The following is a 26,611-nucleotide window of genomic DNA, read 5'->3' on the forward strand; positions in this document are numbered from 1 at the left end:
CCTAGGGGCAGAGATAACACCCGAGGTCAGGGACGACACCCGAGGTCAGGGACGACACCCGGGGTAGATTTATAGTTTCATGCAACACCCCTCGGTTTCAAACGCTTTTATCACATAAGCAACTTACTCTTCCGCAGTGTACGGTTCCTCTTTCACCATATGTCCTACAATCAATTTTAGAAAAAGGATAGGAATAAACCACTCAAACCCTGGAGTAAGTGTGAAAATATAACTATCGATAAAGATAGCACCGCATAAGATGAGAACGGCCACACAGCGTTGTAGATAGAGTGCTGTAAAAGCCACAATGACAGCGCTAAAACACAAATATCCGTAAACAACGCAAAAGTATTTCCAGTCCATGGCGCGAAATAACCACGCGACGAGAAAGGGATATGCTGCATGCCCAACGACAAAGAGAATGCGACTTTGACGACTACTTTGTGCACGATGGTACCAGCGTTTTGTCGGGGAAGTCGCATTGCATACGGCTCCTCCTACCAAGTCAAAGACCAACAACGTTGCGATGATGGTCTGCAAAAGTGACCACTGTGGATCTTTGTATACGCTAAATGCAATCATCATTGTTGCAGCAACAGTCCCTGAAGCGAAAACGACAACTAGTTCGGTTTTGCTCATTCCTGGTCCGACGACTTTTTCTATTTTCCCCATGATTCCAGGTCTAAACTGTGGATAATTCCAACGTTGCATGCCTTTTTCCTTTATAAAACAAAAATACCATCTGCTGTCATTTCGCAAAGGCTTTTTTCAAATGCAGCGGTTATTTTTTCCAAGTCCTCCATGTTGTGCGCGGCATTGAGCATTAAAGTATGTAGCTCCGGCATGTAAATTCCGTGTTTGCGCATGTAGTAAGCTAGGGCTAAATTAGCCTTAAAGTTACTACCAGACTGTTTTTCTCGGTAAAATTTACTTTTTTTATGACTGAAGGTGAAAGAAAAAATGGAACCGTAGCCGCTCACTTGTAGAGAGATTTTATTGTTTTGGGCAATTTCTTCTAGTTGTGTTGTGAGCCAATTTGTTTGCTCATGTAGTTGTTCGTATATGTGTTTGTTTTCTCTTAAGTAGGACAACGTCGCCAGTCCTGCCGCACAAGATAGCGAATTTCCACTCATCGTTCCGCCAACAAAAGTCTTTTGTTCGTAATCAATAAACGGATCTCCAGAGCTTTTGGCCACATCAATAAGCTCTTTTTTCCCGGTGACAGCACCACATGGTAATCCACCACCGATGATTTTTCCCAGGCATGTCAAATCTGGTTCTACGTCTGCGACTACCTGAGCTCCGCCATAGTGAACGCGAAAGCCAGAGACGACTTCATCGAAAATGAGAGGGATGTCATGTGTGGAACAAAATTCGCGAAGTTGTTGTAAAAATTCGTGGTCGATTTTCGCCATGGATGTCGGTAGCGGTTCACATATGATCGCGGCAAGCTCGTCTTTACGCAAGAGTAATTGTTCCAATGCCCCAGGATCTCCATATTGCAAAACCAGAGTATTGTTCACCACACTTTTTACACTACCCAATGTTCCGGCGATGGGGTCGGGATTTTTTTTCTGTCCGCTAAAGCGAAACCACGAACTGACCATTCCTTGGTCGGAAAAACCATGGTAGTGACCTTCAAATTTGGCAATCATATCTTTTTTACGGTAGGCGCGGCAAATTCGCAGGGCCTGAATAACCGCTTCGGTTCCCGAGTTCGAGAAAATAACCTTTTCGGCACTTGGAAAGGCCTCGCTAATGATTTTGGCGAGCTCTATTTCCGGAAAATGCCCCAAAGCATTAATGCTTCCCTGTTGCGAAGCTTTTTGTAGAGCTTCGTTAATGACGGGATGCGCATAGCCGAGTATGTGTGGACCATAACCACAAGAAACATCGATATAGGTGTTGTTGTCGATATCTTCTATTTTGCAGCCGTAAGCTTTTTTCACTACCAATGGGTAAGTACTGGGAAAAAAGTAGCGGTCAAAATGTGTGGGAGCGACAAGATGTTGTTTCGCGGACTTTGTTACCTGCAAAGAACGCGGTATGGTTTCTTGAAAATAACGATCGAATTTTTGCTTGACCTCATCACTCATGTAAGGAGAGAAACGGTCAGTAAATTTTCGTGCGTTTCCCCATATGTCTATTTGCGGATCTATCTGGCAGGCAAATCCTTCGCATGATAAGAACACCAGTTCGACCTTGGTAAAATTGGTGGTATAGCAAGCATTATATTTTTGTAGTACTTGGTTGACGTCTTTGAAGTACTCCATCGTCGACCAACGATTTGTTTTGTCGTGAAAATGATACTTTAATGTATTGTACAAATCTTGGCGGTATTGTTGTATTTTCGCGTGTATATCTTGTTTGTCGGTGACAAAGTGTTCGGTAAATCTGTCAACGGCGATGTCCCATTCATTGCGTGTACAGGCATAATAAAAAGAAGATAGCCCCCATTTCTCACGCTCGCTTAGGATGGTGACTATGCCAAAGTCCAAAAAGATTAGCTTTCCGTCTTCCGTAAAAAATATGTTCCCTGGATGAGGATCTCCATGGCTGAAACCATCTAAATACAACATGGTATAAACAGAATCTTGTAAACGTCTTGCAAGTTGGTCTTTTGGAAAGTTAACGCGGGAAAATTCTTGGCCGCGAATTGCAGTAATATATTCCAACACAAGTATGTTTTGTGAGCAAAATTCATCGTATGCTTTGGGAATGACGATATATGGATGCCCTATGAAGTTTTTGTATAGAACTTTTTGATGCGCCAACTCTCGCACCATATCCGTTTGCTCTACGAGTAATTTTTTGATTTCGTTGTAGCGTTCACGCAAACGCATTTTTTTCAAAATAGGAAAAAAAAGTAGTAACCACCACAACAGAATGTTGAGTAGGAAAAAGTTTCCGGTGAGTTGCTGCTTTACATTTTTTTTAACTATTTTTACGGCAACAGTTTCACCACTTTGTAAAGTGGCTTTGTGAACTTGGGCAATGGAAGCACTTGCCAGAGCTTCGAAGTCAAAATCACTAAATATTTTTGGGTAGTCGTTGCCCAATTCGCGGATGAGTAATTTCTTGACATACGCTTTGTTATCTCCGGGAACATTGTCCTGTAAAATGGCGAGCTTACTGGTAATGTTTTGGGGAATTAAGTCGCTACGGGTGGCTAAAATTTGCCCCATTTTTATATAAAATGGTCCCAATGATTGCAAACAATTGCAAATATGGTGGCCAAAACGATCTAAGCGCTCATCACGTTTGCGTATAAAAAAGTACACAAAAATTAACTTTGTCGCTACCCACGGAACTATTATGAAAAATTTGCAAAGGTGTAGTATTCTCATAATTTTACTCGTATATAAAGCTGTAACAAGCAAAAGACATACCAGCACTACCTACCCAACAAACAATTCTATCTCCAGGGACAAGGGTGTTGTCTTTTTTTGCTAAATACATTGCGGCGGGAACAGAAGCCGAAACGAGGTTGCCGTGTTCCGCGTATATGTGATATATTTTATCTTGAATACCTACGACTTCTCCAAACTTATCCCATGCTTTTTGCGAAGAAGCGTGCGGAAATACACACTTGATTTCCTGTGGCGGGACACTCAATTTTTTAAATAGTTCAACCACTTCTGGGAATCCCTCTTTGTGCAGTTCTCTTCCATAAGAGGTAAAACAATAGGCACCGTTTTTACCGATTCTTTCGCATTCTTTTGAGTACAATTTGTAACCGACAGAAGGAATTGTACACAAATCAGCGAGGTCTGGTCGTGAAGAGAAATGCCATTCCCATTCTTGGGAAGAGGGCTCAAGTAGTGTTGCTACTGCAGCATTACCTACGGTATAGTTAGGTATGGTCCACTTTGTCTGCTCGGGGGTGTACAAACGATAATTACCTGGAAACAGTGCATCACCTGTTACGTTGACAAACTCTCCGTTGACAACAAGGATGCGTTTGTAGGTATTTGTTTTAAAAAAACTATAAGCGGTTTGAAGGGCTCTTGTCCAGCTCATGCATGCGTCGAGAATGTCAAAACACTGTACGCGTTTCATGTCCATCATGTGGGCGACCATGTATGATTGGCCCGGTTCGAGAAAACCTTTTCCCACCCCCACATATATCAGAAGCTCTATGTCGTCTTTGTGGCAGTTACCTTTCTCAAGTGCTTCGTCGATGGCATTTTTAATGTGATCTATTGGCTTTTCGTTGGGTTGTAGCCATCTTCTTTTCTGTGCCCCAGAGCCATACAATTTGGTTTCTATTTCATTTAAGGTTTCGGACAAATTCCCGCGAAAAGTATAACGACTGTGCTCTTCAATGAGCGCAACGGTCTCTTTGACTGTAATTTCTTGTTGGGGAAATGATGTTCCTATTGATGTGATTCTCATGCGTTGTTCCTCTCGAGATATACTTTTCCGTTATTGCCATCTACCGTTATGATGTCACCTGTTTTGATGGTTTGTGTCGCAATTTCTGTATTTACAACCGCTGGAATACCTAGCTCACGAGCAACAATCGAGCTATGCGAAAGTACAGAACCTATATCGGTGACAACAGCCGTTGCCAAGTTAAAAAGAGGTGTCCAGGCGGTGTCCGTAAAATGGGTGACTAAGATTTCTCCTTTGGTAAATTCGTCTATTTGTTGCTCTAAATCTAAAATAATTCTTGCTTTGCCTTTGATGTATCCTACGCTCGTTCCAAGACCGGTAATGGTTTTGCCGCTAAAACTTTTCACTTGTTGTTGTGCAGGGTGCCAACTGCCGATGATGGTTAGGGGCGGTGCTGGTATTTTTTGGTTGTTGATATGATTTTTGTGACTTTTTTCTATTTTTTCGGGTGTGAAAATGTTTTTGGCTGAATTTTTCTCGGCGACATAGTCCAATATATCCTCGTAATCAATGAATATACCTTGTTCTTCACTTTTCAGAACATGCTCTTCGCTCACCAAACGCCGTATTACCTCATGAACGAGAGTGCGTATCATCCATATTCCTTGGATATAACCCATACGCGTCGCTTCGCGCCAGTGGCTCATTTTAAGATAACTGTTGATGAGAAATTTCAACATTTTGCGTTTAAACCACGACAAGTCTTTGAGTACATCTTTGGTGACTTGTTCTCTTTCACGACGCCTTTTTTGAACCTCGCCCACATGGTCTTCCTTGATGTAGGTTTTCATCATGTAAAATGCATAACTAGGATCGTCTAGCCATCGCGGAGTTGCAAGATCCATTTCTCTTTGACCACGCACGCCATGTGCACGTAGAAACGCTTGTACTTTGTTTAAAAATTTCTCAGCGGAAGGGATTTTACACAAGGCGGGATAAATTTCTCGCGGCTCTTTGTCGAGAATAATGTCACTAACCTCTGCAACTTTTTGTGCTTCTGTCGCTAAATCAGCGAGGGCAAACGAAACTTCTAGGGTGCGCAAGTCAGAGGCTCCAGCCTTTATTTTTTGTTTGATATCAGCCCCGCGACTATCATCAATCCATTGATCGCATAATAGGGAAACAATGTCGTAGATGATAAAACTGTTGAAGTAAGGTGGTCCCATCAATTCGCTACTTTTGTGAAAATATTCATACGCCTCTTTAAAGGCGCTGTGTAGCTGTGGTAGAGAAAGGGTGGTTAAATCTACAGCGCGAAACTTATCGAGGACTTCTAAACGGCGAGCGATGGCTTTTTTGGCACGACGTTTATACACAAGCATTAGCCGCGATTGATAACCAAAGTAAAACAGATTGGTAAATAAATTTTTGAGTCCTGTTGGCCCCGCTCCATATGGGCCTTTGTAGTTGGATAAATCCATTTCGGCACTGGCATAACGACATACAAATTTACTTTGGTCACGAAATATTGCGGATTGTGTATAGAGCCATGCCCAATACGATGCGTTGACGTAGGGGCGTCCGTACAATGTCAACATATATTTTTGTGGCTCCCCTGTGTCGTAAAGTCCAAGTGTTCGCAATAGTTTTCCGTGGGTATGATATTGATAGTGTTTGGCAAAAGACATGCCCAGTGGCGAAAACATTCCCGTCCACGATTCGCCAATGTCAACCATCGTGTATACGGCCTTAGTATCTTCTTGTTGTTGTTGAAAACTTTGGTGTTCTATTGCGGTAATCGGCCTAGTTTGTAAAATGTAAAACTTTTGATTGGCAGAGGCCCATTCTATATCCTGAGGAGAGTTGTAAATATCACGGATATTTTTGGCAATTTTTGCGAGTTCCAAAGCCTCTGTGTCACTCAGAGATGGTAAACTTCTTTGGTCTTCAGGTATTTTTACCGTGTGCATAGTGTTTTCTACTGCGGAAGACATCATGAGTTTGTAGCGAATGGTTTTGTGTGTAATGTGATCGTTACTGACGACAAATGAATCTGTTGCGGTTTTGCCAGAAACAACGGCTTCTCCCAATCCCCAACAAGATTCGACAAGTGTCTCTTGGTCGTTTCCGGTGATGGGGTTTTGTGTGAAAACAACACCGGCTTTTTGCGCTGGAACCATTTGTTGTACAATAACCGCCATTTCTCCTGGGTCATAAGACTCGTGCATTTTCATTCGGTAACTAAGTGCACGATAAGACCACAGTGACGCCCAGCATTTAAGAATTGCGGCGCTAATTTTTTCCTCACCCACCACGTTCAAAATGGTTTGGTATTGACCAGCAAAAGATAGGCTTTGGGTGTCTTCATTGATTGCGGATGATCTTACGGCGACGGCTTTGTTTTGCAATAAATCATTATGTTTTTTTATTTCACTTGTTACCGAGAGTGGTAGGGCTTCTTGGGAAATCTTATGTTGAATGGATTGGCAAAAATCTTGAATGGTGTTACTATCGTATTTATACTCTTTGATGATGGTGTCAATGCCTGTAGTTTTCATAAATTCACGATAGCAGTCACATGTAATGACGAATCCACTGGGAACGGTGAAACCTTCTTTCAATAGACAACTCAATTGAAAGGCTTTGTTGCCCACAATAGGTTGATCTTTTTTGGTAATATTTTGTAGGTTTAAAATAGTCATAAAGTACCTGCAGATATTGTGTTATAGCGGAGAGCAGTTTTTCATTGTTTTCCAAAAATTTTAGCATATAATTGAAATTTATCAACAACATTAGGATTTATTTTGCAAACATTTCGCACGCTTTTTATAATCCATTTAGGAAGTTTTAAAATTTTAATTTAGTATGTTGGTTTTTGTACCGTTAACTTTCATAAGCGTACTAAAACTTTTTTAACTTCAGATCTTTAAAAATACGCGGTAATTTACAGAAAGGATGCGGGGAACAACTCTTCATGAACAAAACTTGTCGTATTGACATTTCCTCGCGCAACAAAAGATGGAAAACAATGAAGATTATAAAGCGTTGGATTCGTCTTTTCAAGACGTGCTAGAAGACAGTCAGTACGAAATTGTAAATGACAATTTGTTTCTTGAGGGAAAACAAGTAACGCACGAAGATCTACTGAGAGACTACCAACGACTTCAAACCAAATATAAAGAACTCGCCAGTGTCGCAGAAGGCTCATTGGCCATGACTCTGGAAAGAGTTGTCGAAAAAGAAAAATCACAGCGTGTGGTTTTATATGCAACTCTTTTTGTCACCATCCTTGTTTTAACGCTCATCACGACTCTATTTTTTCTTGATCGCAATCAACAAAATAATTCGCAAAAAGACAATACAGCTTCTATCAACGCAATTATTGATAAGCAGAAAACCACGATGAAAAACATGTTAAACGCCATAGAGGAAAAAAAAGAGTTAGAGAAGCAAGCTCTAGTTTTAAAACTAGAGCAAGAAAAACAGAAGGAGCTGAACGATTTAAAACTACAACTGGCAAAAAATGATACGTTGTCCAATAAAGAAAAACAAGCATCACTGGATAAATTAGAAAATAAGTATGATAAACGTTACAAACGAATTATCGACAAGCTTACTGCGCAAATCAGTGAGGAAAAGAAATTGCGTCGTGAGGAAATAAAAAAAATAGCGGACCTTTCGCAGAAGATTAATGAACAGAAAACTAAGTCGGACGAAAGTAAAGGCCAGTTGGTGGAAGACTTAGTGAGTGCTCGCCAAGAATTGGTAAAAATGCAGCAAGAAATACAAAAAATGCAAAAGGAAATACAAAAAGAACGCGAGGCAGCGATCTCTGCGCAGCAGAACACCCCGCAGAATATTACGGCGAAAAAAACAACAACTCCAAAATCTCCACGTCTTAGATCTTCAAAGACAGAAAATCGCGTGGACGAATCTCTACAAGAACTCGATTTTACGAAGAATACAAATGCCGCAGCGATTATTCGCAAGTACCGCATGCGACATTATGCACCTACAGAACAAATAAAAGCTGTGATTATTGATAACAATACACAAATGGATGTGGAAATATTTGTGCAAAACAACATTGTTACGAATGCGACAAAGCAACTGATTAAAGTCAATATGCCAAAAGCAATGCGCGGCAATGCCTATTTGTCTAAAATCGATTGGCCAAGCAATGTCATCGATTTTTCGTATTATGATGTGAATGAAAACCGTATTTTCACAAAAACACATAACCTACGAGATCGAATTCTCGATACGGAATTTTCCTACACAGATTGGCTACCTGGAGATTTGAACCGCTATGATTATACTTATGTGAAAAAAGCGGTGTTACGTGGTAGAAATACACATATTATTTTGTCAACACCCAAAGAAAATTTTCGTGGGGCAAACTACGCAAAAAGATACTACTGGATAGATGCGCAGGTTTTTTATCCTTTGCAAATAAAATATTTTGCCGCAGATGGTAAGTTGACAAAGATATTTGCCGTGAAAAAAATGATTCGTGTTAGCGAAAACATATGGCGACCAAACAGCCTTTTTATTGTAAATGCGCTTACCAAGAAAAAAACGCTGATCAATATTAAAGGTTGGAAAGTTGGAGTTGCGTTCCCTTCGCAAACTTTTAACATTCAATATCTAATTGACAAATAATACTGCAGAAAGGGCAGATATGTTTTTTGCAAAAATGGCATGGCGCAATGTATGGCGTAACAAAACGAGAACTGTGATTACCATAGCTGTGATGAGTTTTAGCTATTTCTTTATTCTTACTACATTGTGTCTTGCCATTGGGTATCACGATGGTATTATTACAAATTCGGTAAAAGCGGGTAGTAGCCATATTCAGGTTCACAAAAATGAATTTGCATCTTTGTTTAATCCTCATTACTACATGGAACACAGCGAAGATGTACTCAATGTGGTGAAAGAAAACCCTGATGTTCTCGATTATACCTTGCGCATCAAGGGGGCAGGACTTGTCAATTATACATCAAAGGCGCAAAATGTGACGATTGTTGGAGTGAATCCTACTACTGAAGTCAAGGTGAGTATACTACACAAAAAAAATACGCCTGAAAGTAAAGGACCCATTGTTTCGGGAGAGTACTTAACCGATAAAGATTGGCAGGAAGGATATCCAAAAGACGCTGATGGAATTGCGATTACCAGTGAAGAATTTCGTTTACCAGGTATTTTGCTCGGTGCTAAGATTGCCGAAAAATTTAATGTGCGCGTAGGGCATAAAGTGGTACTCACTCTACAAAGTTTATCTGGAGAAATAAAACAGCATCTTTTTCGCGTAAATGGTATTTTTAAGACACTTGTCCCAGAGTATGATAAAAGAACGGTTTTTATCCACTACAAAACGGCACATAAGCTTTTTGATTACACCGCAAAATCTCCTCTCTCAAAAAATGATATCGATATCCCCGAACTTGTGCACCATTTACAGGAGCCACAAAATGATAAATATCGATTTTTATATGAAAAGTTGTCAAAGGAGCTACGCCGACAAATCCAAAGTAAACAACAAAAAAACGCGGAGTTTGTGTCAGATCTCAAGAGAGAGTTCAACAAACTGTTAAAAAGTACTTTTTTACCAGAGGAAAAAATCTTTTCCCATATCAAAATACCCCAAGAAATGTCCTCTTTGGACAAAAATGCGACACAAGATTTAATACAAATAAATCGCCACATCTTGGAGCAATCCTTTGCTGAGATTAAATCGCGTCCGCAACAAGGCTACTTTTCAGAAATCGCCATTATCTGTAAGAACAACGATGTCATTGATGCGGTGGCGAAAGATTTAAAGAAGAGTTTACAAGGAAAAGATTTTGAAATTTTAACATGGTCGCAAATCAATCCCCATTTAGTCGAATTTATCACCCTCGACAATATTTTTATGTATTTCAGTATTTTTGTACTGATTGTGGTTGCGGCAATTGGAATACTTATCGTTGTTTTGATGGCTATTTTTGAAAGAATTTATGAGTTTGGAATTATGCGTGCCATGGGAATGACCCCTAGCCGTTTGATTCGACTTATTCTTATTGAATCTATATGGATTGCAACCATTAGTTGTGTCATTGGAGCCATAATCGCGGGACCAGCGCTATACTACTTGCAAGTATATGGTTTTGACGCCGCTTTACTCGCTGGTGGAGAAGAAGGGGCATCTTTTTTTGCCATATCTATTGATACGGTGATTTATTCCAAAGCGGAGTTTATTCCTATTGTGTTGAGTTGGATTTTTATCATGTTGCTTACGGTGGTCGTTAGTTTGTATCCCGCAATAAAAGCAACAAAAATCAAAGTTATTGAAGCAATTCGTTTCGTGTAAGGAGAAGAAGAATGATTTTAGACATGGCTTGGCGAAACGTATGGCGCAATAGAAGAAGAACGATACTTAGTATCATCGTAATCGCTTTTAGTACAGCCGCATTGTTGCTGTTTATGGCAATTATTAACGGTTTTCATGAACAAATTATCGAATCAAGTGTCAATACCTTTAACGGTTACATTCAAATCAATCGCGAAGGCTTTTTTGGTAACGAAACTATCGACGGTTATATCGAAAACCACGACCTCATCACCCAAGAGTTGGAGTCAATCGAGGGAGTTAAAGCATATACAACGCGCGTTGTGTGTGGAGGTTTAGTGAGTTATCGCGATTTGTCTTTTGGTGCTGTTTTGGTAGGAATTGATCCACAGAACGAACCGCAAGTTACTGTCTTCCATCGAGGAATTTCAAGAGGCCGAGGACGTTTTTTGCTACCAGAGGATAGCAACAAAAGCGCTGGGCGTCTATTGAAGATGGATCACTTCAAGGAAAGAAAATCTTTTATAAAGAAAGTTCAAGAAGAGGTGGGAAATCCGATTGTCGCGTCGTTACGCAAATCTTTTTCGCCTTCTCTTTTAAAACGCATTGATTCTTTTGATGAATTTATTCCGATGGATAGTGATTTGCCCTCTGTACTCGTGAAGGAAATGAACTCTGTTCTCGACAAAGAAAGTTTGTTAACCACTGCTCAACTTGCCAAAATGCAAATAAATAGCAAATTTATTGTGCAAGACATCAACAACAAAAATTTTCTACGTGCTAACCGCGAGCTACTCGAAGAAGTCTATCCAGAACACTTTATCAAAATATACCCTATTATCATAGGCTCGAAAATGGCGTTACGCCTCAATGCAGACATTGATACAGAGTTAACAATTGTACTACAAGGTTTATCCGGATCTATGGAGGCGGCCATCTTTAAGGTTGTTGGAATTTTTGATGTGGGAAACCCCGAATTCAACGGGGGTATGGTTGTGGTACCGGAGAAAGTAGTTGCAGAACTTGTGGGTTACGGGCAAAACAAGACATCGCAAATTATCGTTCGTCTTGACTATTCTTATGACGTTGACGAAGTCGTGCGCAAAATTAAAGATAAACTGCAACCCTACAAAACATTTTACCAACGTTCGCAGGATACAACTTTTGCTGTCACACAAGATTCGTTTCTTGATATCGCTTCCTTTGTGTATAAATTAAAATTTACCATGGATACAGCCTCCGTACATATCGCAAAATTTTTATCCGCGGAAACCTTGAAAATGTTAGATGAGTATGACGAAATCGATATGCCATCCCCTCAGCTAAAAGAAAGTTTAATTAAAGACATCAATGTGCTTCTTGGCAAAGAATCCTTTTTCGATGATAAGGTATTTTCGCATGTGCGAAAGCCAGATTTTTCGAAAAAAAGCGGCTTGCGAAAATTTAATTATGAACTGTTGGCGTTTTCGTACAATGAGATTGATTCTCTGGAAAGTGATTTTGTAGTCGATGAACAGTTCCGCGATGAGTTTGTTGAGAGCAAGGAGGGAATCGAAACGCAAGAAAACTTTGAAGTTCTCGCCTGGAAAGACATGCTTATTGGTGTTATTCAATTTATCAAAATTGAGAATATTATCATTGAAACTTTTTTGAGTGCGATATTTCTCGCGGTGTTTATCATTATTTTTAACGTAATGACGATGTCGGTAATGGAGCGCAAGAAGGAGTTTGGGGTAATGAAGGCGATAGGAGTTACTTCAAAAAGAATCACATATATGATTTTACTCGAATCTTTTTTTCTTACGGGAGTTGCTTTGATTGTAGGTTGCATTGTTGGGTTGGCGGCATGTAGTTATTTATATTTTTCACCTATTTTCATCGAATCTTTTGTGGATGTATTTCGCCAAGGTATGTTAAAACCAAGCATTATCGCAATTGTGAATGCTGATGTTTTAATGCAACCTATTTCTTTAGTTATTTTCACGGCGCTAGTCGCCCCTCTGTACCCTATTTGGAAAATATCGCGAATGGCTCCTGTCGATGCTATTCATAATCCGTAGAAAGGCATTGTTATGAGTTCTGTTGTAAAGGCCGAAAAAATAACAAAAACATACACAGGCAAAGGTATACCGGTCACTGCTGTAAACGAATTTAGTCTTGAAGTACAAGAAGGGGATTTTATTGCGATTGCCGGTCCTTCTGGCTCAGGAAAAACAACTATCTTAAATATGATTGGAACACTCGACAATCCTTCTAGCGGTAAAGTTTTTATTGGCAACGAAGACGCATCGACTCTTCCCCAAAAAAAATTAGCAGAACTGCGTTTGCAAAACATTGGATTTATCTTCCAGTCATACAATTTAATTCCGGTGCTCACCTGTCAGGAAAATACGGAATTCGTGCTTTTATTGCAAGGCGTTCCTGCGGCAGAAAGACAAAAAAGAGTGAACGAAATTTTAGAAATTGTGGGATTGGGCGGGATGAATAACCGTTTTCCACGTGAGTTATCAGGTGGACAACAACAACGTGTGGCCGTTGCGCGTGCCATTGTTAGCAAGCCTAAATTGGTTTTGGCCGACGAACCTACGGCGAATCTTGACTCTAAAACCGGGCAAGCACTGATTGATTTGATGTTACAACTCAACAAAGAACACAACGTCACATTTTTGTTTTCCACTCACGATTCCATGGTAATGGACGCCGCGAAAAAGTTAATTCGTCTCAAAGATGGTGAAATTGAAAAGATAGAGGAACATTAGAGATAATCGCACGGTCATCCCTACAAAAGCACATGGCTGTCAAGCTAAGATATAAACTCCTTATGGTGTCATCCCTGCAAAAGCAGGGATCCAGCATTTACAAGTTAACTTTATATTGCTGGTTTCCCGCTTGCGCGGGAATGACATGGATTTGCAAGTCTTTTTCATTTGTAATCCCTTTTTTGACTAGGGATCGAGGCGTTTGCAAGTCGATTTTATATTGTGGATTCCTGCGAAAGCAGGAATGACACTCCTGGGGCAGTTTTAGTTTGAAAAATCTACTTCCAAACAGCTTGTGGTGGCTCTGCAAGAGAACGTTGTTCAAATGTACTGTCCTTCATATCTTCGTTGTACTTTGCGTTTTGGATGTTATACAAAGTGTAGTTTCCTTTTTTCTGTACATCGAACATTACCCACTTTGTTGGGATGGAGCGTCCACCAACTTCGCGAATGTCCGTCAAGTCCATAATTCTTGTCACTTGTAAGTCATCATTGTAATATTGAACGCGTACCATATTACCATCGAGTTCACGAATCCACATACGTAGTTGACGATAAGCAATTGCTCTTCCCGGTAGAGGAGTTAGCTCTAGAACGTATACAGTGCCGTATTTTTTGGCGAAGGCTTTTGATGTTCCGATAATCTTGTGAGAATAATCGTCGGTAAAGGTCGACTCACGCATAATGTCATCGTAAGTAAAGTCACTTCCCAAAACAGATTCGTGCATTTGTGCTACCGGAATACGGATTTGTTTGCGAATTTTTGGTGTGTAGGTCCACATATCTTGGTGACGTTTTAAGATGGTGATATCACGATCTTTAATGGGAGCAAGAACATGAGTGAAACTGTAGTCTCTCCCCTTTAAATACACGCCCATCTTACGTTTTACTGGATCTTTTCCTGAACGACGAACTTCGAAATTGACATATTGATTTGATGACTTTTCACCTCTAATTAATAGGTCGGCTTTTTTCACTAAAGCTGTCGCATCGGGAAGTTTTTCCGCTTGCGTATCCAAAGTTGGATTAGGGGGAGATAGAATAGAGCGTTTGTTGAAAATATCTTCGTTTTCCATTTTGTTGTAGCGAGCACCCAAAATGCGATAAACGGTCATATTTCCTTTTACGCTATTGTCTACCATTGTCCATTTTGTAGGAATAGAACGATCACCCACACTGGCGATATCTTCTAGTGAAAGAATTCTCTGGACTTTTAAGTCGTCGTTGTAATACTGAACGCGTAACATATTTCCATCGCTAGTGCGAATCCACATACGCAATTTTTTGTACGCTACCGCTCTTCCAGGAAGAGGAGCGAGATCTATGATGTAGACTGTCCCGTGGGTTTTTTCCATGGACGGAGATTTACCGACGAGTTTGTGTGAGTAGTCGTCTGTAAAAGTAGACTCGCGCATGATGTCGTCGTAGGTAAAGTCACTCCCTAAAACAGATTCGTGCATCATCGATACAGGGATTTTGATTTCTTTACGTACGGCAGGTGTGTACATCCACATATCAGAATTGCGTTTTAGAATGACGGTGTTCTTATCTTTAATAGGTTTTAAAATGTGTGTAAAACTGTAGTTTTTTCCTTTTAGGTATACCATCATTGTCCGGTCGACTTTTTTATTGGCGCGTATGACCGAAAAGCTCACGTGCTGTTCAGAACTTTTTTCTCCGCGTATCAATAAGTCGGCTTTTTTGACAAGGGCTGTGGCATTCGGAGCCGCAAAGGTAAGAGTTGTACACAACAAAACAAACAGAAAACTTCTCATTGTTTTCTCCCAATAGATATATCGTGTTTTGAATTAGTTAAGAGGTTTCCCTCCCCTATATTATGCCTTTTTCTTACGGCTTGTTAGCAAATAAATAAGAATTTGTACATCTTTGATGTAAAAGAACTTAAGCACAGTGATTTATTTTCGTAATATAGATGTCGAGGAGGTTTTTGCAAAAATTTTTTCTGTTTACACTACGAGTGATTTCATGTAGTATAGGGCGTGTTATCAATCAATCTTTATCTGGTCTCTGCCTCATAAAATACGGGCATTATTACTCTATATATTTATTATTTGTTTGTATATTTGTAGTTGTATTTCGTTTAGAGTTTACAAGTTTTATGTTGATAACATGCCCAAGTAAAATAAAGAAATATAGCTATTTACGAATAAAGAACATAAATGTTTTGTATTTAATTTGCAATCCTAAAAAGTATTTTTTTGATGTTGTAAAATGAAAAAAACAATTCTTTTCCTCTTGTGCCTTGTATGCATATGTGTAAATTCTCAAGAAGATGAAACGCTAACAGGCAATGACCTGTTAGATGATGAGTTTGAGTCAGATATAACGTTTAACGAAAAAGACGGAACTCCCTCCGAAGGTTATGTGGAAGATGAGTTTGATGTTGCCCCGGCAACGGAAAACTATGTGGAAGATGAATTCGACGTTTCGCCGTCCGAAAGTTATGTAGAGGACGAATTTGGCGAATCTTCTCCTGGAGAAGGTTATGTGGAGGATGAATTTGGCGAATCTTCTGCCGGAGAAGAATATGTGGAAGATGAATTTGGCGAATCTTCCCCTGAAGGAAACTATGTCGAAGACGAGTTCGATGTGTCGCCGTCGAAGGAATATGTACAAGATGAATTCGGGGATTCCCAAAGTAGCGAAGAATTCGAAACGGGAAATGAACTGGTCGCTGACGAATTTGAAACAGGTGATGATCTTGTTGCCGATGAATTTGAAACGGGTTATATCCAAGACGAATTTTCCTCTACAGAAGATTCTTCCGAAACCCAAACGTCTTTTGTTGAGGATGAGTTCGGTGTGGGGAACGATCTCCTAGACGATGAATTTGGTGTTGTTATTGATGAAGACATACAAGAAATCGATAAAGGCAACTTAATTGCCGAAGCGGCTTACGAAGAAGAGGAAGAAGAAAAGTTAGACTTTACCACAGCACTTCTCGATCTCGATGGTTACATAAGACGTAAATACTTCATGAATTCGTTTGAGTATTTTCGTTTTACATATTATAGCCGCACGCAATACTTTTGGAAAAACAACGACCAAAATGGTAATGAGAGACGTTTTCAAAACGAATTTACCACACGCATAGAGTTTGAATACAAATTCAATGAAAACTTGCGTTTCTTCGCTGCCCCTGAAGTCAATTTTGATGACTTTAATGCCGCAGAGGGTTACTTTGCATTGGAAAACCTAGAAGACAATGGTACGCGACGTAGTTACTTAAACTACAACGAAATGTACTTGTTTTTCCGGGTAAATGATATCGATATTTCCTTTGGCAAAAGAGTCTACGCATGGGGAAAGGCATTTGGCCCTAATCCCACCGATGTGATCAATCCTTACGATTTAATCGACCCGATCGAGGGATTTAACATCGACAGTAGTCGCAAAATGGGAGTATGGTCGGGCATGGTGAAGTATTATCTCCCTAACTTTGGTGATGTGGAATTTCCTACATTGGAATTCATCTTTGTTCCCCGTTTTACAAGGAATCGCGAAGCCTTTGAAGGTTCGAAGTGGTTTATCGATACGCCAGCTGCTGTAGAAGAGTTATTGGGACTAGCTCCTGACACAGTGAGCCAAGTCAATGAACTTGATGCGCATAATTTTCAAAATTCACAGTTTGCATTTCGCTTTTCAGCAACAGTGAAGGGGTGGGACTTTTCCCTCAGTTACTACGAGGGGGTGAACCGATTTTCCGATTTTCGTTTTGATCCCAATAATTTTTTGCTGACGCGATTTCATGATCAATTGCGCATTATTGGCGCAGATTTTGTTACCACCTTTGGTCAATGGCGGGTATTTTTTGAAGGCGTTCTCGTCGATTCAAAAACCGGAGACAGTGATGACTTTTTTGCGGTTATATTTGGATCTAGTCGTCGCTATATCAATGTATTTCGCGAAGGAGATTCCTTAGAAGGGGTGTTGCAACTCTTTTTTAATCGTTTGGTGGTCAATGAGCTAGACGCAAACCTAAATAACGGAGAGCAAATACTTGGTTTTCCAGAAGAGTCAGGTGATCGTGGCTTTACTATTTTTTCCGAATATAAATACAATACGACATTGAGCTTTCAATTATTGTTTTCGATGAATTTGAATCAGGACTATCGTTGGGCAAGTGACTTTTTCGAAGCACGTGTGGCATATAAGGTACACCCCAATTTGATTGTAAGTCTTAAAACACAATTTCTTAATGGTTTACGCGAAGACATCATTTATGGCGTTCACCGCGATAATGACAATGTTTCTTTTATCCTGGATTACACATTTTAATAGGTAAGACTTTGCAAGCACTGTATATGTCAAATGGCAAGTTATCGCTAAAAAAAATTGCCGTTCCACAACCAAAACCTCACCATTCACTGGTGAAAATACAATTGGCGGGGATTTGTTCCACAGACATACATCTTCTGCATGGTTATAAAAAATTCAGTGGAATTCCTGGACATGAATTTGTTGGTGTTGTTGCAGAATCTGATGATCACTCTCTTGTCGGAAAGCGCGTAGTTGCTGCAATTAATATTGTATGTCAAAACTGTGATATGTGTCTACGGCAAATGACAAGTCACTGCCGTAAGCGCAGGGTGCTGGGAATTTTGAATTGCGATGGTGTTCATGCGCAGTATGCGGTAATCCCCAACGAAAATTTGTATGTAGTTCCACAACATATTTGCAATGAGCAAGCGGTCTTTATCGAACCTCTTGCGGCAGCATGCCGTATACTTCGTCAAGTGGAAATCTCATCGGAGTCTCGTATTGCGATTGTTGGTGATGGCAAGCTAGGTTTTATGATCGCTACGGTGTTATCTGCGAAGAAGTTTGCGTTACAAGTTTTAGGTAAATACACCGAGAAACTAAAAATATTTCGCGATTTGGGCATCGCTATTTGCGAAGGGGAACGCGACTTTGATGTAGTCGTGGAATGTACCGGAAGCAAGTCGGGTATAACAACGGCATTACAAATGTTGCGCCCCCAAGGCACTCTAATTTTGAAAAGCACATACGCTGACATGGCAGAAATTTGTCTGTCAGATGTTGTGGTGAATGAAATTCGCATTATCGGTTCTCGTTGTGGTTCGTTTGCGGATGCCTTTCAATTTATCGACGAATACAATAGCGATTTTTCGCCCGTAATAGAAAAAATTTATCCTTTAACAGAGGGTACAAAAGCATACGAAGCAGCAAGTACTAGGGGCGCAAAGAAGATACTATTAGACTGTACTTCATGATTGCTGTTGACGTCGCAGTTTTACTTTTTCTATGATGATTTTCCAGTCTTTTTTCGTGGTAAAGGTGTAAATATATTGCAGTAAAAAAGAGATTGCTTTGCTGAAGTATGATCGACGCTTTTTGTATAAAGATTTCGTAATATTTACTTTTACACTTTCTTCCGAAAAACCACCCCACTCTCCAGCAACGGAAAGCAAATTGACGTGATAAACGGGAGCAACTTCATAAGTGTAAATGTGATTTAATGTACGTAAATCATAGGGAGAATTTGCTAGCACTTGAGCAATAGGTTCATACAAAAGTTCAATTTCGGTATCAAGGAACAAATCAGCGATTGCTTTCCAAACAGGAAGGCGCTCTTCCATTGCAAAGGAATTGGCAAAGTTTCTCTCTTCGTTGCTAAGAGCAAACTCGCGAATAAATCCTTGCCCTGGGTGCTGTTGCGCAAGTTTACCCTGGGATTGCAACATAACTTTTATATGAGAAAAAGTAAGTGGAGAAACTTGACGATTATTGAGATGTATATGGTGCACAAAATGATGTTTGGTTAACAAAAATATCGCTTGCAAACAAAGCTTCTTAAAGCTAAAAGGGCGTAGCGAAAGGCAGGATAGATTTTTAATTTCTACGGCGATTTGTTTTTGAGAACCCAAGTCGAGAATGTGTATTTTTTGAATGTTTTCCCAAGAAATAAAGCCCATGTGATGACTATAATCGTATAAACCATTGTCGTTTAGTACGAATGCAGGATGTGCAAATTTCATAAGATGATCGATGATAACTAAAAAATAAAAAAATGCGCTGAATGTTGCGAATACAGCAACAAGAAAAGTGCCGATATATATAAGAACATCTAACCAATCGTCGATGAGATTTCCAAAAAACTCATAACCGATTAAAGCAAACAAAAATGAAGAGAAGAAGCTGATTAGGATCGTTTTCCATAACGACCGATAATAAATAAAAACAGTGAACGTAAAAAGCAATGTTCCCACTGAAATAAACCAGCATTCACGATGGGACGCAGAAAAACGTGCATAGTTTTTCTGTAAATCGAAAGGCAATAAGTAGCTAATAGCACTTGCAAGTGCAAAAAAAGAGATGTACCATAATAGAGTAGTAATATAACGGTAATCTTTATTAATTTTAATATCCATTTTGACACGACGAGATGTCTCGTCCCTTTCTGCTGTAGAGAACAATTATGAAAAAAATAATACTTTATACAATTATGATAACACTTTGTGGTTGTGGTACAATGACAAATCTTGGACGACCAGCTTCTCTTAGTGCCGATTACGATAATACCACAGAAAAATATATTGAATATTACGGTGGAGTTGGCTTTGATATTGATCTCTTGGATGAAAGTATTGCTCTAGGTATTATTGACATGCCATTCAGTTTGGTTTTTGATACCGCAACACTACCTGTTGTTTTTTTCATAAAGAGTTCTGCGCAGTTCGCCGCGTATGAAAAAGAAACTGTTCATCCTCAGGCAACTCAGTATTGATTATATTCGCATATTTTGTAAAGCTTAAATATTGAACAACACCAAAAAACTGGTAAAATTGATAGTAAGCCTGTTTGTCGCGCGAAAAAGTGTACCGTTATAAACTTTGCGGTTTTTAAATTTATAACCCTGGTTGTGAACTTTATTCTTTTAGAAGAGAACCACTGAGGCTCAGAGAAAAATAAAAAATTCATCATTATGTGTTTTGACTTTATTGTTGGATGAAGGCTTAACGGTTTGTTTTTGTAATTTTCTCTTAGATCTCTGTGGTTATTTTTCTTTACTTTCCACTAGCAATTTGGGTATTTATATTATTTTATAGGTTGATTTCGTGTTATCTATAGTTTGCCCTGTTTACAATGAAGCCGACAATATTGAGAAGTTAGTAGAAGAGGTGGATAAAAAAATACAATCACCGTTAGAGTTGATTGTGGTATATGATTTTGCAGAAGACAATACGTTGCCCGTGTTAAAAAAAATAGTACACAGCTACGAATTTGAAATTCGTTCCGAGCAAAACCATTTTGGGCGTGGCGCTCTTAATGCGATAAAAACGGGTTTTGAGTGTGCAAGAGGTGAAACAGTACTTGTAACTATGGCAGACTTGTCTGATGACCTTGGTATTGTAGATGCGATGTATCGAAAAATTCACGAGGACGGTTTTGACATAGTTTGCGGATCGCGCTACATGCGCGGGGGAAAACAGGTGGGTGGCCCCCTTTTAAAGAAATTTTTGTCATCGTTGGCGGGAAAGTCATTGTATCTGTTGCGTCGATTCCCCACCCATGATGTTACAAATAGTTTTAAGATGTATCGAAAACAAATTCTTGAACAAATTGCAGTACAAAGTCAAGGTGGTTTTGAAATTGGCATGGAGTTAGTTGTCAAAGCCTTTTTACAAAACTGTAAGATAACGGAAATTCCAACAACGTGGATTGATCGAACAAGCGGCTCGTCTAAATTCCAAATGTGGAAGTGGATGCCTAGTTATTTACGGTGGTACATACATGCCTTCAATAGGCGAAAAAAATAACTTAGAAAAAGTAGGTTGAATTATGGATGAGAACATACTTTTTGCTCATATTGCTATCTCTAAAAAATATCTAACAGAGAACCAAGTACGTGGTGCTATTGGAAAATTACAGCAAAATCCAACAATGAATCTTTCAATGATTTGTATCAAAAATGAGTGGATTACTCGCGAAATGTTAGATGAGATAAATCGCGAAATTCAGCAAAAGTTAAAATCAGAGAATGAGCAATTAGAACAATCGGTAAAAGATCTCAAGGTTCGGGTAACACAACAAATGAAGGTGATGGACAAAAAACCTGAGATTTTGAAAAAAGTGGCTCTTATGCAAGATCGTCCTACGCAGGTTATTCGCAAAGACGAAATTGGTAGCAATACCAACATATCAGAAAATATCATCAATGCAGATAATGTAGTTGTTCCGCGGAATATTCATAAAAAAGTAGAATCTATGCAGGATCAACCTACCCAAGAAATGAATGTTGTCGATGTGGACTCTGCTGACGAGTTGCTTGCCGATAACATCGTTGTGCGCCGCCCAACTCCCATGCGTACACCAGTGCAAAGTGTGCCTCAAGACCTGACTTTGGAAAGTAATGTCGAAGTCTCAGAAAATGAAACTCCAGAACCTGATATCCCGTCAGAAATTGTCCGTAAAGTAGAAGCGATGCAAAATCGCGCGACCCAGGTTATCAAAAAATCTGATGTCGAAAATAAGGTGAATATTTTGGGAAGTGAAGTCGACAATAGTCCTCTGGTCATTCCTCAGACAAAAATAGTCCCTCCACAAAAAAAAGAAGCCAAAAAAGCCATTCCGGGCAATAATTTTTTACAAATGTTTGATAACTACGAAATCCTTGGAGAAATTGCTCGTGGTGGGATGGGAATCGTATACAAGGCAAAACAAAAAGATAACGAACGCCTTGTTGCCATTAAAGTCATGAAAAGATTTGACGCGACAAATCCTAAGTATGTTGCACGTTTTCACCGTGAAATAGAGGCGGCAGGGAAACTGAATCACCCCAATATAGTTGCCATATACGATGCCGGGGAGATTGATGGCACGCCATACTTTACCATGGAGTATGTAGAAGGTCTAACTTTATCTGAGTATCGCAAAAAGAAACGTATTGGAGTAAACGAATCTATACGTATTATGAAAAAAGTGGCTCTCGCAATTTCTCATGCACACCGCCATCATATTATTCACCGCGATTTAAAACCAGCAAATATTATCATCGATAGCAAAGGTGAACCACATATTACCGACTTTGGGCTGGCTAAAGATACATCTATGGCGATTGATCTAACGCAAAGCGGAATTGTGCTCGGTACGCCATACTACATGTCTCCCGAACAAGCACTTGCAAATAAAAATCAAATTGGGGCGCCAAGTGATGTATTTGCCATGGGGGTGATGCTCTATGAGTTACTGTCAGAGAAGTTGCCGTTTATTGCAGATGATGTTTCGAAATTATATCAAAAAATTGCTTATGAAAGACCACGTAAGATTAAAAAAATCAACCGGCGTATCTCTCCAAATTTGGAAATAATTGTTGAAAAAGCAATGGCAAAAAAACCAGGACGTCGTTACCTTTCTGCAAAAGCATTTGCTGAAGATTTAGAACGATATTTAAACAACGAGCCCGTTGTGGCAAAACCTCCTTCATTCCTTCATATCGCCATGGATGAACTAGAACGTCATCAGTTTTTGGTTTTGGGTGTTCTGTTTGTCTTTCTGTTGATATGCGCTTTTTATGTCATTGTTATTTGGAAACCTTAGAACGTTTGCTTTTTGACGTATTATTTGTTATGATATAGTAAGATGTTTTTAACGTAGGGCCTTGTATTTCGACGTACTTTTAGAGGGGGTGGTAGCGATCTTTTTTGTTGCCAAATTTTTATGAATAATACAATAGAACAAGAAATAGAAAAACTAGAAAAAAACTATATTCGAATTCTACAACAACAAAAATTTGTAGAACCCCAAGTTTTAGAAAATGTATTGCAAGAATATAAAAATCTTAAAAGTCAAAATCCCAAACTAGAACTTCCCGATTTTTTATTGGAAAAAAATGTCATCAATAAAATGCAGCATCGCGCTATTGTAAAAAAGCTGCGCGATTATGTGAAGAATGACCAAAGCTCTAATTTTACCCCTGTAAAGAAAAAGTCATACAAATCCTATGGGCCTTATAAAATTATGGAACGCGTTGCCAGTGGGGCAATGGGGGTGATTTACAAAGCCGAAGATACCCGTGATGGTGGTATTGTGGCCCTCAAAATTATACGTGACGGTGGAGATGCCAAAAAAATTAGAAAAGAACGTTTTGATCGTGAAGCGCGCTCGGCTCTGATGGTAAAATCTCCAGGAGTTGTTACTATTCGCGACTCAGGAGAAATCAATAATATCCCCTTTATTGCGATGGATTTTGTCGAAGGCTCTACTCTCGATGAGTATTGGGAAGAGTTGGAAAACAAAGATATTAATGAAGCTGTTCGCATAGGTATTATTATTGCTAGAGCACTTGCCCATATCCACAAGGCGGGAATTATTCACCGCGATGTCAAACCAGCAAACGTATTAATGGATTGCACTATTGATCCTCCTTTTCCAATGATTACTGACTTTTCGTTGGCGATGATCACCGATCCTTTGGAAAAGAAACTTACACAAACAGGTGTTGCGGTTGGAACACCCTACTACATGTCTCCCGAACAAACTTTTGGAATACGTGAAGACATAGGACCACATACTGACACGTATTCTCTGGGAGCGGTACTTTACGAAATGCTGTGTAACAATCCGCCGTTCAAAGCGAAATCCATACGCGAACTATATCACAAAATTCAAAAACAACAGCCAACCTCTTTAATGAAGAGAAATCCGAAAATACCACCGATTTTAGAACAAATTATTTTCAAAGCCCTAGAAAAGAAAACGACAACACGCTACAAAAGTTGCGATGACTTTGCCGATGTAATGGAGAAATACTTAAAAGGCGAAGATGTTGTCCTTGAAAAACCTGGTTTTTCAACGCAAGTGAACAAATTTATCAACAGTCACTATCGGGTAATACGCAAAGGTACCTTGGCGGCAATGGTATTTGCGATCATCACTATGTCGGCGATTCTAATTTTTGGGAAAAAAAATAATGGTGGTACCCATGTTTTTGTGAATAAAAAATCACAAGTTCAAGAAAAGCTTTTCTCTGAAGAGGTTGTGAAGGCAAAAAGATTTTTATCCTTCCCGTCTTTGAACGAGAAAGAGAGCAGTGATTATTTGGACCAGGCTCTTAGCACCGTTAACAATGCTTTTGATATCTACAACCCACCGCTACGCCTAGAGAATTTAGTGTGGCAAGCCAATGAATATTGGGTAAATGAAGATCCTGTTAAGTTTTGGTCTCAAGTCGAAAAATGGCAAAAGCTACCTGTCGATGATTTTTTAATTGCGATTAGCAAATCGAACGAGAAAGATCATTTTTCACGCGCCTTGGCATTTTTCCACATTGGTTATTTAAACAAAGCTTTGCAAGCGACAGAAAAATACCATTTCGAGGATGAGTTGGCCAAGTCTCTCCGTGCTCGTTTACAATGGTCGATAGGTCTTCGCCACAAGCAGGCCAAAGCAAAACTTGCGTCGCTAAAAAACAAAATATTTACCAATTCAAAAGGAAATTTTCCACTTATTCTAGCCGCGAATAGTCATTTTGCCGAAGCGCACAATTTGGCATTGAAGTTAGTGGAAGAGAATCCAGAGAATGCGCTGTGGAAATTGATATTGGGAGTGATTTACAAAGAAATAGGACTTTTTCGTCTTGCTGAAGAAAAACTAGGACAAATCGATTCTCCTGTGGCATTGAAAAATGCCGCTTTGTTCCATAAGGGTTTGTGTTTGAAAAAACAAGCGTTGTATCAGGAGGCCATAGACGAATTTCGCAGTATACTACAAGAACAACCACACTCACCGCAGGCATTTTATGAGTTATTGGCATGTGGAATTGAATTGGGCGACGGACAGCTAAGTGAAGGAATTAAAAATAGCGTACAGCGCTACGCGGCGAAAAATTTGTCGAAGATATCAGATCATCTAACGTATGAGCAAGCCTCCCTGGTTTACCAATTTTTGCATAACGAACATGGTGAATACTTTACGGGTTTTCAAAAGATCGAAAATGAATCGAGTAATCTTTACTATCTCAAAGGTCTTATGGCTTTAAATCATGCTAAAAGAGGTCAGCCTCATCTTTTTAATAAGGCTTTTCTGAATTTTATTAGTGCGCTCGAAATGGAACCATCTCATTACAAAGCGGCCTATGAAGCGGCACGAATAAAAAAAATGCAGAAAAAATATGAAGAAGCCTTTAACTACTACAGTCATGCATTTTGGTGTGCCCCTAACTGGAAAAAGCGCAAAGGAATTTATGAAGAATGGATGATTCTTGCTTTTCAGGAACAGCAGTATTGGCACTTGGGGCAATTTCTACATATTTTGAGAAATGAGCTTGTGGCAAATAAAGCGAGCAATTTTAAGCAAAATTGGATTCGCTTGTGTAAGAAAGCGCAGCACGAATTAAATGATACACTAGATTTAAACAATATTTTACCAGATAAATGGTTGTATCTACAAAATCGCGCAATCTCTTATTTTTTAAGCACCGCAAGTGTAGGAAGTGTCAATAGCAAGACACTCTCTGACTTTCTCGTTAGAGATCGACAAAATACCGCAGAAGCAATGTTATTAAAAGCGATGCTTCTTTATTTAGCGGGCAATCATGACGAAGCTCTTAAACATATTGATCGAGTGTCCCCCGAAGCTCTCGCGAGCAAGGGACGTTTCTTGAAAGATGAAGTTGCCTTTTTAAAAATAAGAATACTGCAGCAGAAGAAAGATGCATCGGTATATGAAAAATACAAAAATATTTCTGCTGAAAATCCATTGTACCAACAACGCACATCATACTTGATTAGTGTAAATGAACTAGCGAACAAAATCAAACAGACCGATCCTAACAAGGCAATCGAGATGCTAGAAGATGCACTGCGTTCTAGTAGTAACAATGCTTTGAAACAAAAAGCAAAAGGGCATTTACTTCTAAGTGAAATTTACCGCAACAAAGATGAACACGAAAAAGCAATTGAAAATTGTAAGTATGCCATAAGTGAAGCCCCTTCTTGGTATCGACCATACTTAATTTTAGGTGAAATTTACGAACAACAAAAAAATTACACCGAAGCTCTAAAATATTACAGTTTTGCTTGGCCTCTTGTTGCTGAAAACGCAAATGACAAAGAAGATTTTGTGAGCGCTAAGATCAAAGAAATTGAGAGAAAACTCGATTCCGTTGATTAATGACATACGTGTCAATAAGATACAAAACTCT

At 39.4% G+C, this 26,611-nt stretch carries 16 protein-coding genes; 10 read left to right on the plus strand and 6 right to left on the minus strand.

Annotation, left to right across the window (positions count from 1 at the left end):
* Nucleotides 1-123: 123 nt before the first annotated feature.
* The 4 genes from UABAM_RS03070 to UABAM_RS03085 are packed head-to-tail and all read right to left on the minus strand — an operon-like array spanning nt 124 to nt 7,037.
* Entirely contained in the window at nt 124-711 is a 588-nt protein-coding gene (locus tag UABAM_RS03070; RefSeq protein ID WP_151966531.1) for a hypothetical protein, read from the minus strand.
* Nucleotides 712-722: 11 nt separating this feature from the next.
* On the minus strand, nt 723-3,347 hold the full coding sequence (locus UABAM_RS03075; protein WP_151966532.1) for an aminotransferase class III-fold pyridoxal phosphate-dependent enzyme: 2,625 nt from the start codon (nt 3,345-3,347) through the stop codon (nt 723-725).
* Nucleotides 3,348-3,351: 4 nt separating this feature from the next.
* Nucleotides 3,352-4,395, minus strand: coding sequence for a 3-oxoacyl-[acyl-carrier-protein] synthase III C-terminal domain-containing protein (locus tag UABAM_RS03080; RefSeq protein WP_151966533.1), 1,044 nt, complete (start codon nt 4,393-4,395; stop codon nt 3,352-3,354).
* Nucleotides 4,392-7,037 (minus strand): PEP/pyruvate-binding domain-containing protein, encoded by a 2,646-nt coding sequence (locus tag UABAM_RS03085; RefSeq protein WP_151966534.1) that lies wholly within the window; start codon nt 7,035-7,037, stop codon nt 4,392-4,394. The genes UABAM_RS03080 and UABAM_RS03085 overlap by 4 nt, the downstream gene beginning before the upstream one ends.
* A gap of 316 nt (nt 7,038-7,353) precedes the next feature.
* Here UABAM_RS03085 and UABAM_RS03090 point away from each other — a divergent pair, with 316 nt between their 5' ends.
* Genes UABAM_RS03090 through UABAM_RS03105 form a run of 4 tightly spaced genes read left to right on the plus strand, consistent with a single transcriptional unit; the run spans nt 7,354 to nt 13,425 of the window.
* Nucleotides 7,354-8,997, plus strand: coding sequence for an outer membrane lipoprotein-sorting protein (locus tag UABAM_RS03090; RefSeq protein ID WP_151966535.1), 1,644 nt, complete (start codon nt 7,354-7,356; stop codon nt 8,995-8,997).
* Between the two features lie 19 nt (nt 8,998-9,016).
* Nucleotides 9,017-10,687: an FtsX-like permease family protein gene (locus tag UABAM_RS03095; protein ID WP_151966536.1), complete on the plus strand. Its 1,671-nt coding sequence runs from the start codon at nt 9,017-9,019 to the stop codon at nt 10,685-10,687.
* Between the two features lie 11 nt (nt 10,688-10,698).
* Nucleotides 10,699-12,726 carry an ABC transporter permease gene (locus UABAM_RS03100; RefSeq protein ID WP_151966537.1) on the plus strand — a complete coding sequence of 676 codons (2,028 nt, stop codon included), beginning with the start codon at nt 10,699-10,701 and terminating at the stop codon, nt 12,724-12,726.
* 12 nt (nt 12,727-12,738) lie between these two features.
* Nucleotides 12,739-13,425: an ABC transporter ATP-binding protein gene (locus tag UABAM_RS03105; RefSeq protein WP_151966538.1), complete on the plus strand. Its 687-nt coding sequence runs from the start codon at nt 12,739-12,741 to the stop codon at nt 13,423-13,425.
* Between the two features lie 278 nt (nt 13,426-13,703).
* Here UABAM_RS03105 and UABAM_RS03110 read toward each other — a convergent pair whose 3' ends face one another.
* The gene (locus tag UABAM_RS03110) at nt 13,704-15,200 is read right to left on the minus strand and encodes an outer membrane lipoprotein-sorting protein (RefSeq protein ID WP_151966539.1); all 1,497 of its coding nucleotides are present in this window, start codon (nt 15,198-15,200) and stop codon (nt 13,704-13,706) included.
* A gap of 457 nt (nt 15,201-15,657) precedes the next feature.
* On the opposite strand from UABAM_RS03110, the gene UABAM_RS03115 reads away from it, so the two are divergent.
* Nucleotides 15,658-17,724: a hypothetical protein gene (locus UABAM_RS03115; protein WP_151966540.1), complete on the plus strand. Its 2,067-nt coding sequence runs from the start codon at nt 15,658-15,660 to the stop codon at nt 17,722-17,724.
* A gap of 11 nt (nt 17,725-17,735) precedes the next feature.
* Entirely contained in the window at nt 17,736-18,680 is a 945-nt protein-coding gene (locus tag UABAM_RS03120) for an MDR/zinc-dependent alcohol dehydrogenase-like family protein (protein WP_151966541.1), read from the plus strand.
* Here the strand turns inward: UABAM_RS03120 and UABAM_RS03125 are convergent.
* A complete protein-coding gene (locus UABAM_RS03125; RefSeq protein WP_151966542.1) occupies nt 18,675-19,838 on the minus strand; it encodes a DUF7079 family protein in 1,164 nt (387 codons plus the stop codon). The genes UABAM_RS03120 and UABAM_RS03125 overlap by 6 nt on opposite strands.
* A gap of 47 nt (nt 19,839-19,885) precedes the next feature.
* On the opposite strand from UABAM_RS03125, the gene UABAM_RS03130 reads away from it, so the two are divergent.
* From UABAM_RS03130 to UABAM_RS03145, 4 genes are all read left to right on the plus strand, one after another.
* Complete coding sequence (locus UABAM_RS03130) at nt 19,886-20,194, plus strand: YceK/YidQ family lipoprotein (RefSeq protein WP_151966543.1); 309 nt, start codon at nt 19,886-19,888, stop codon at nt 20,192-20,194.
* Nucleotides 20,195-20,525: 331 nt separating this feature from the next.
* On the plus strand, nt 20,526-21,227 hold the full coding sequence (locus tag UABAM_RS03135) for a glycosyltransferase (RefSeq protein WP_151966544.1): 702 nt from the start codon (nt 20,526-20,528) through the stop codon (nt 21,225-21,227).
* A 22-nt stretch (nt 21,228-21,249) separates the two neighbouring features.
* Nucleotides 21,250-23,007, plus strand: coding sequence for a serine/threonine protein kinase (locus tag UABAM_RS03140; RefSeq protein ID WP_151966545.1), 1,758 nt, complete (start codon nt 21,250-21,252; stop codon nt 23,005-23,007).
* Nucleotides 23,008-23,127: 120 nt separating this feature from the next.
* A complete protein-coding gene (locus UABAM_RS03145; protein WP_151966546.1) occupies nt 23,128-26,580 on the plus strand; it encodes a serine/threonine-protein kinase in 3,453 nt (1,150 codons plus the stop codon).
* Nucleotides 26,581-26,611: the final 31 nt, after the last annotated feature.

Source organism: Candidatus Uabimicrobium amorphum, assembly GCF_009002475.1.
Taxonomy (GTDB): domain Bacteria; phylum Planctomycetota; class Uabimicrobiia; order Uabimicrobiales; family Uabimicrobiaceae; genus Uabimicrobium; species Uabimicrobium amorphum.

What these genes read in the sequence shown, in the direction of transcription:
- UABAM_RS03130 (WP_151966543.1), top strand. Translation starts at nt 19,886, where the DNA reads ATGAAAAAAATAATACTTTATACAATTATGATAACACTTTGTGGTTGT.
- UABAM_RS03105 (WP_151966538.1), top strand. Translation starts at nt 12,739, where the DNA reads ATGAGTTCTGTTGTAAAGGCCGAAAAAATAACAAAAACATACACAGGC.
- UABAM_RS03070 (WP_151966531.1), bottom strand. Translation starts at nt 711, where the DNA reads ATGCAACGTTGGAATTATCCACAGTTTAGACCTGGAATCATGGGGAAA.
- UABAM_RS03145 (WP_151966546.1), top strand. Translation starts at nt 23,128, where the DNA reads ATGAATAATACAATAGAACAAGAAATAGAAAAACTAGAAAAAAACTAT.
- UABAM_RS03090 (WP_151966535.1), top strand. Translation starts at nt 7,354, where the DNA reads ATGGAAAACAATGAAGATTATAAAGCGTTGGATTCGTCTTTTCAAGAC.
- UABAM_RS03125 (WP_151966542.1), bottom strand. Translation starts at nt 19,838, where the DNA reads ATGGATATTAAAATTAATAAAGATTACCGTTATATTACTACTCTATTA.
- UABAM_RS03085 (WP_151966534.1), bottom strand. Translation starts at nt 7,037, where the DNA reads ATGACTATTTTAAACCTACAAAATATTACCAAAAAAGATCAACCTATT.
- UABAM_RS03100 (WP_151966537.1), top strand. Translation starts at nt 10,699, where the DNA reads ATGATTTTAGACATGGCTTGGCGAAACGTATGGCGCAATAGAAGAAGA.
- UABAM_RS03075 (WP_151966532.1), bottom strand. Translation starts at nt 3,347, where the DNA reads ATGAGAATACTACACCTTTGCAAATTTTTCATAATAGTTCCGTGGGTA.
- UABAM_RS03140 (WP_151966545.1), top strand. Translation starts at nt 21,250, where the DNA reads ATGGATGAGAACATACTTTTTGCTCATATTGCTATCTCTAAAAAATAT.
- UABAM_RS03110 (WP_151966539.1), bottom strand. Translation starts at nt 15,200, where the DNA reads ATGAGAAGTTTTCTGTTTGTTTTGTTGTGTACAACTCTTACCTTTGCG.
- UABAM_RS03115 (WP_151966540.1), top strand. Translation starts at nt 15,658, where the DNA reads ATGAAAAAAACAATTCTTTTCCTCTTGTGCCTTGTATGCATATGTGTA.
- UABAM_RS03095 (WP_151966536.1), top strand. Translation starts at nt 9,017, where the DNA reads ATGTTTTTTGCAAAAATGGCATGGCGCAATGTATGGCGTAACAAAACG.
- UABAM_RS03080 (WP_151966533.1), bottom strand. Translation starts at nt 4,395, where the DNA reads ATGAGAATCACATCAATAGGAACATCATTTCCCCAACAAGAAATTACA.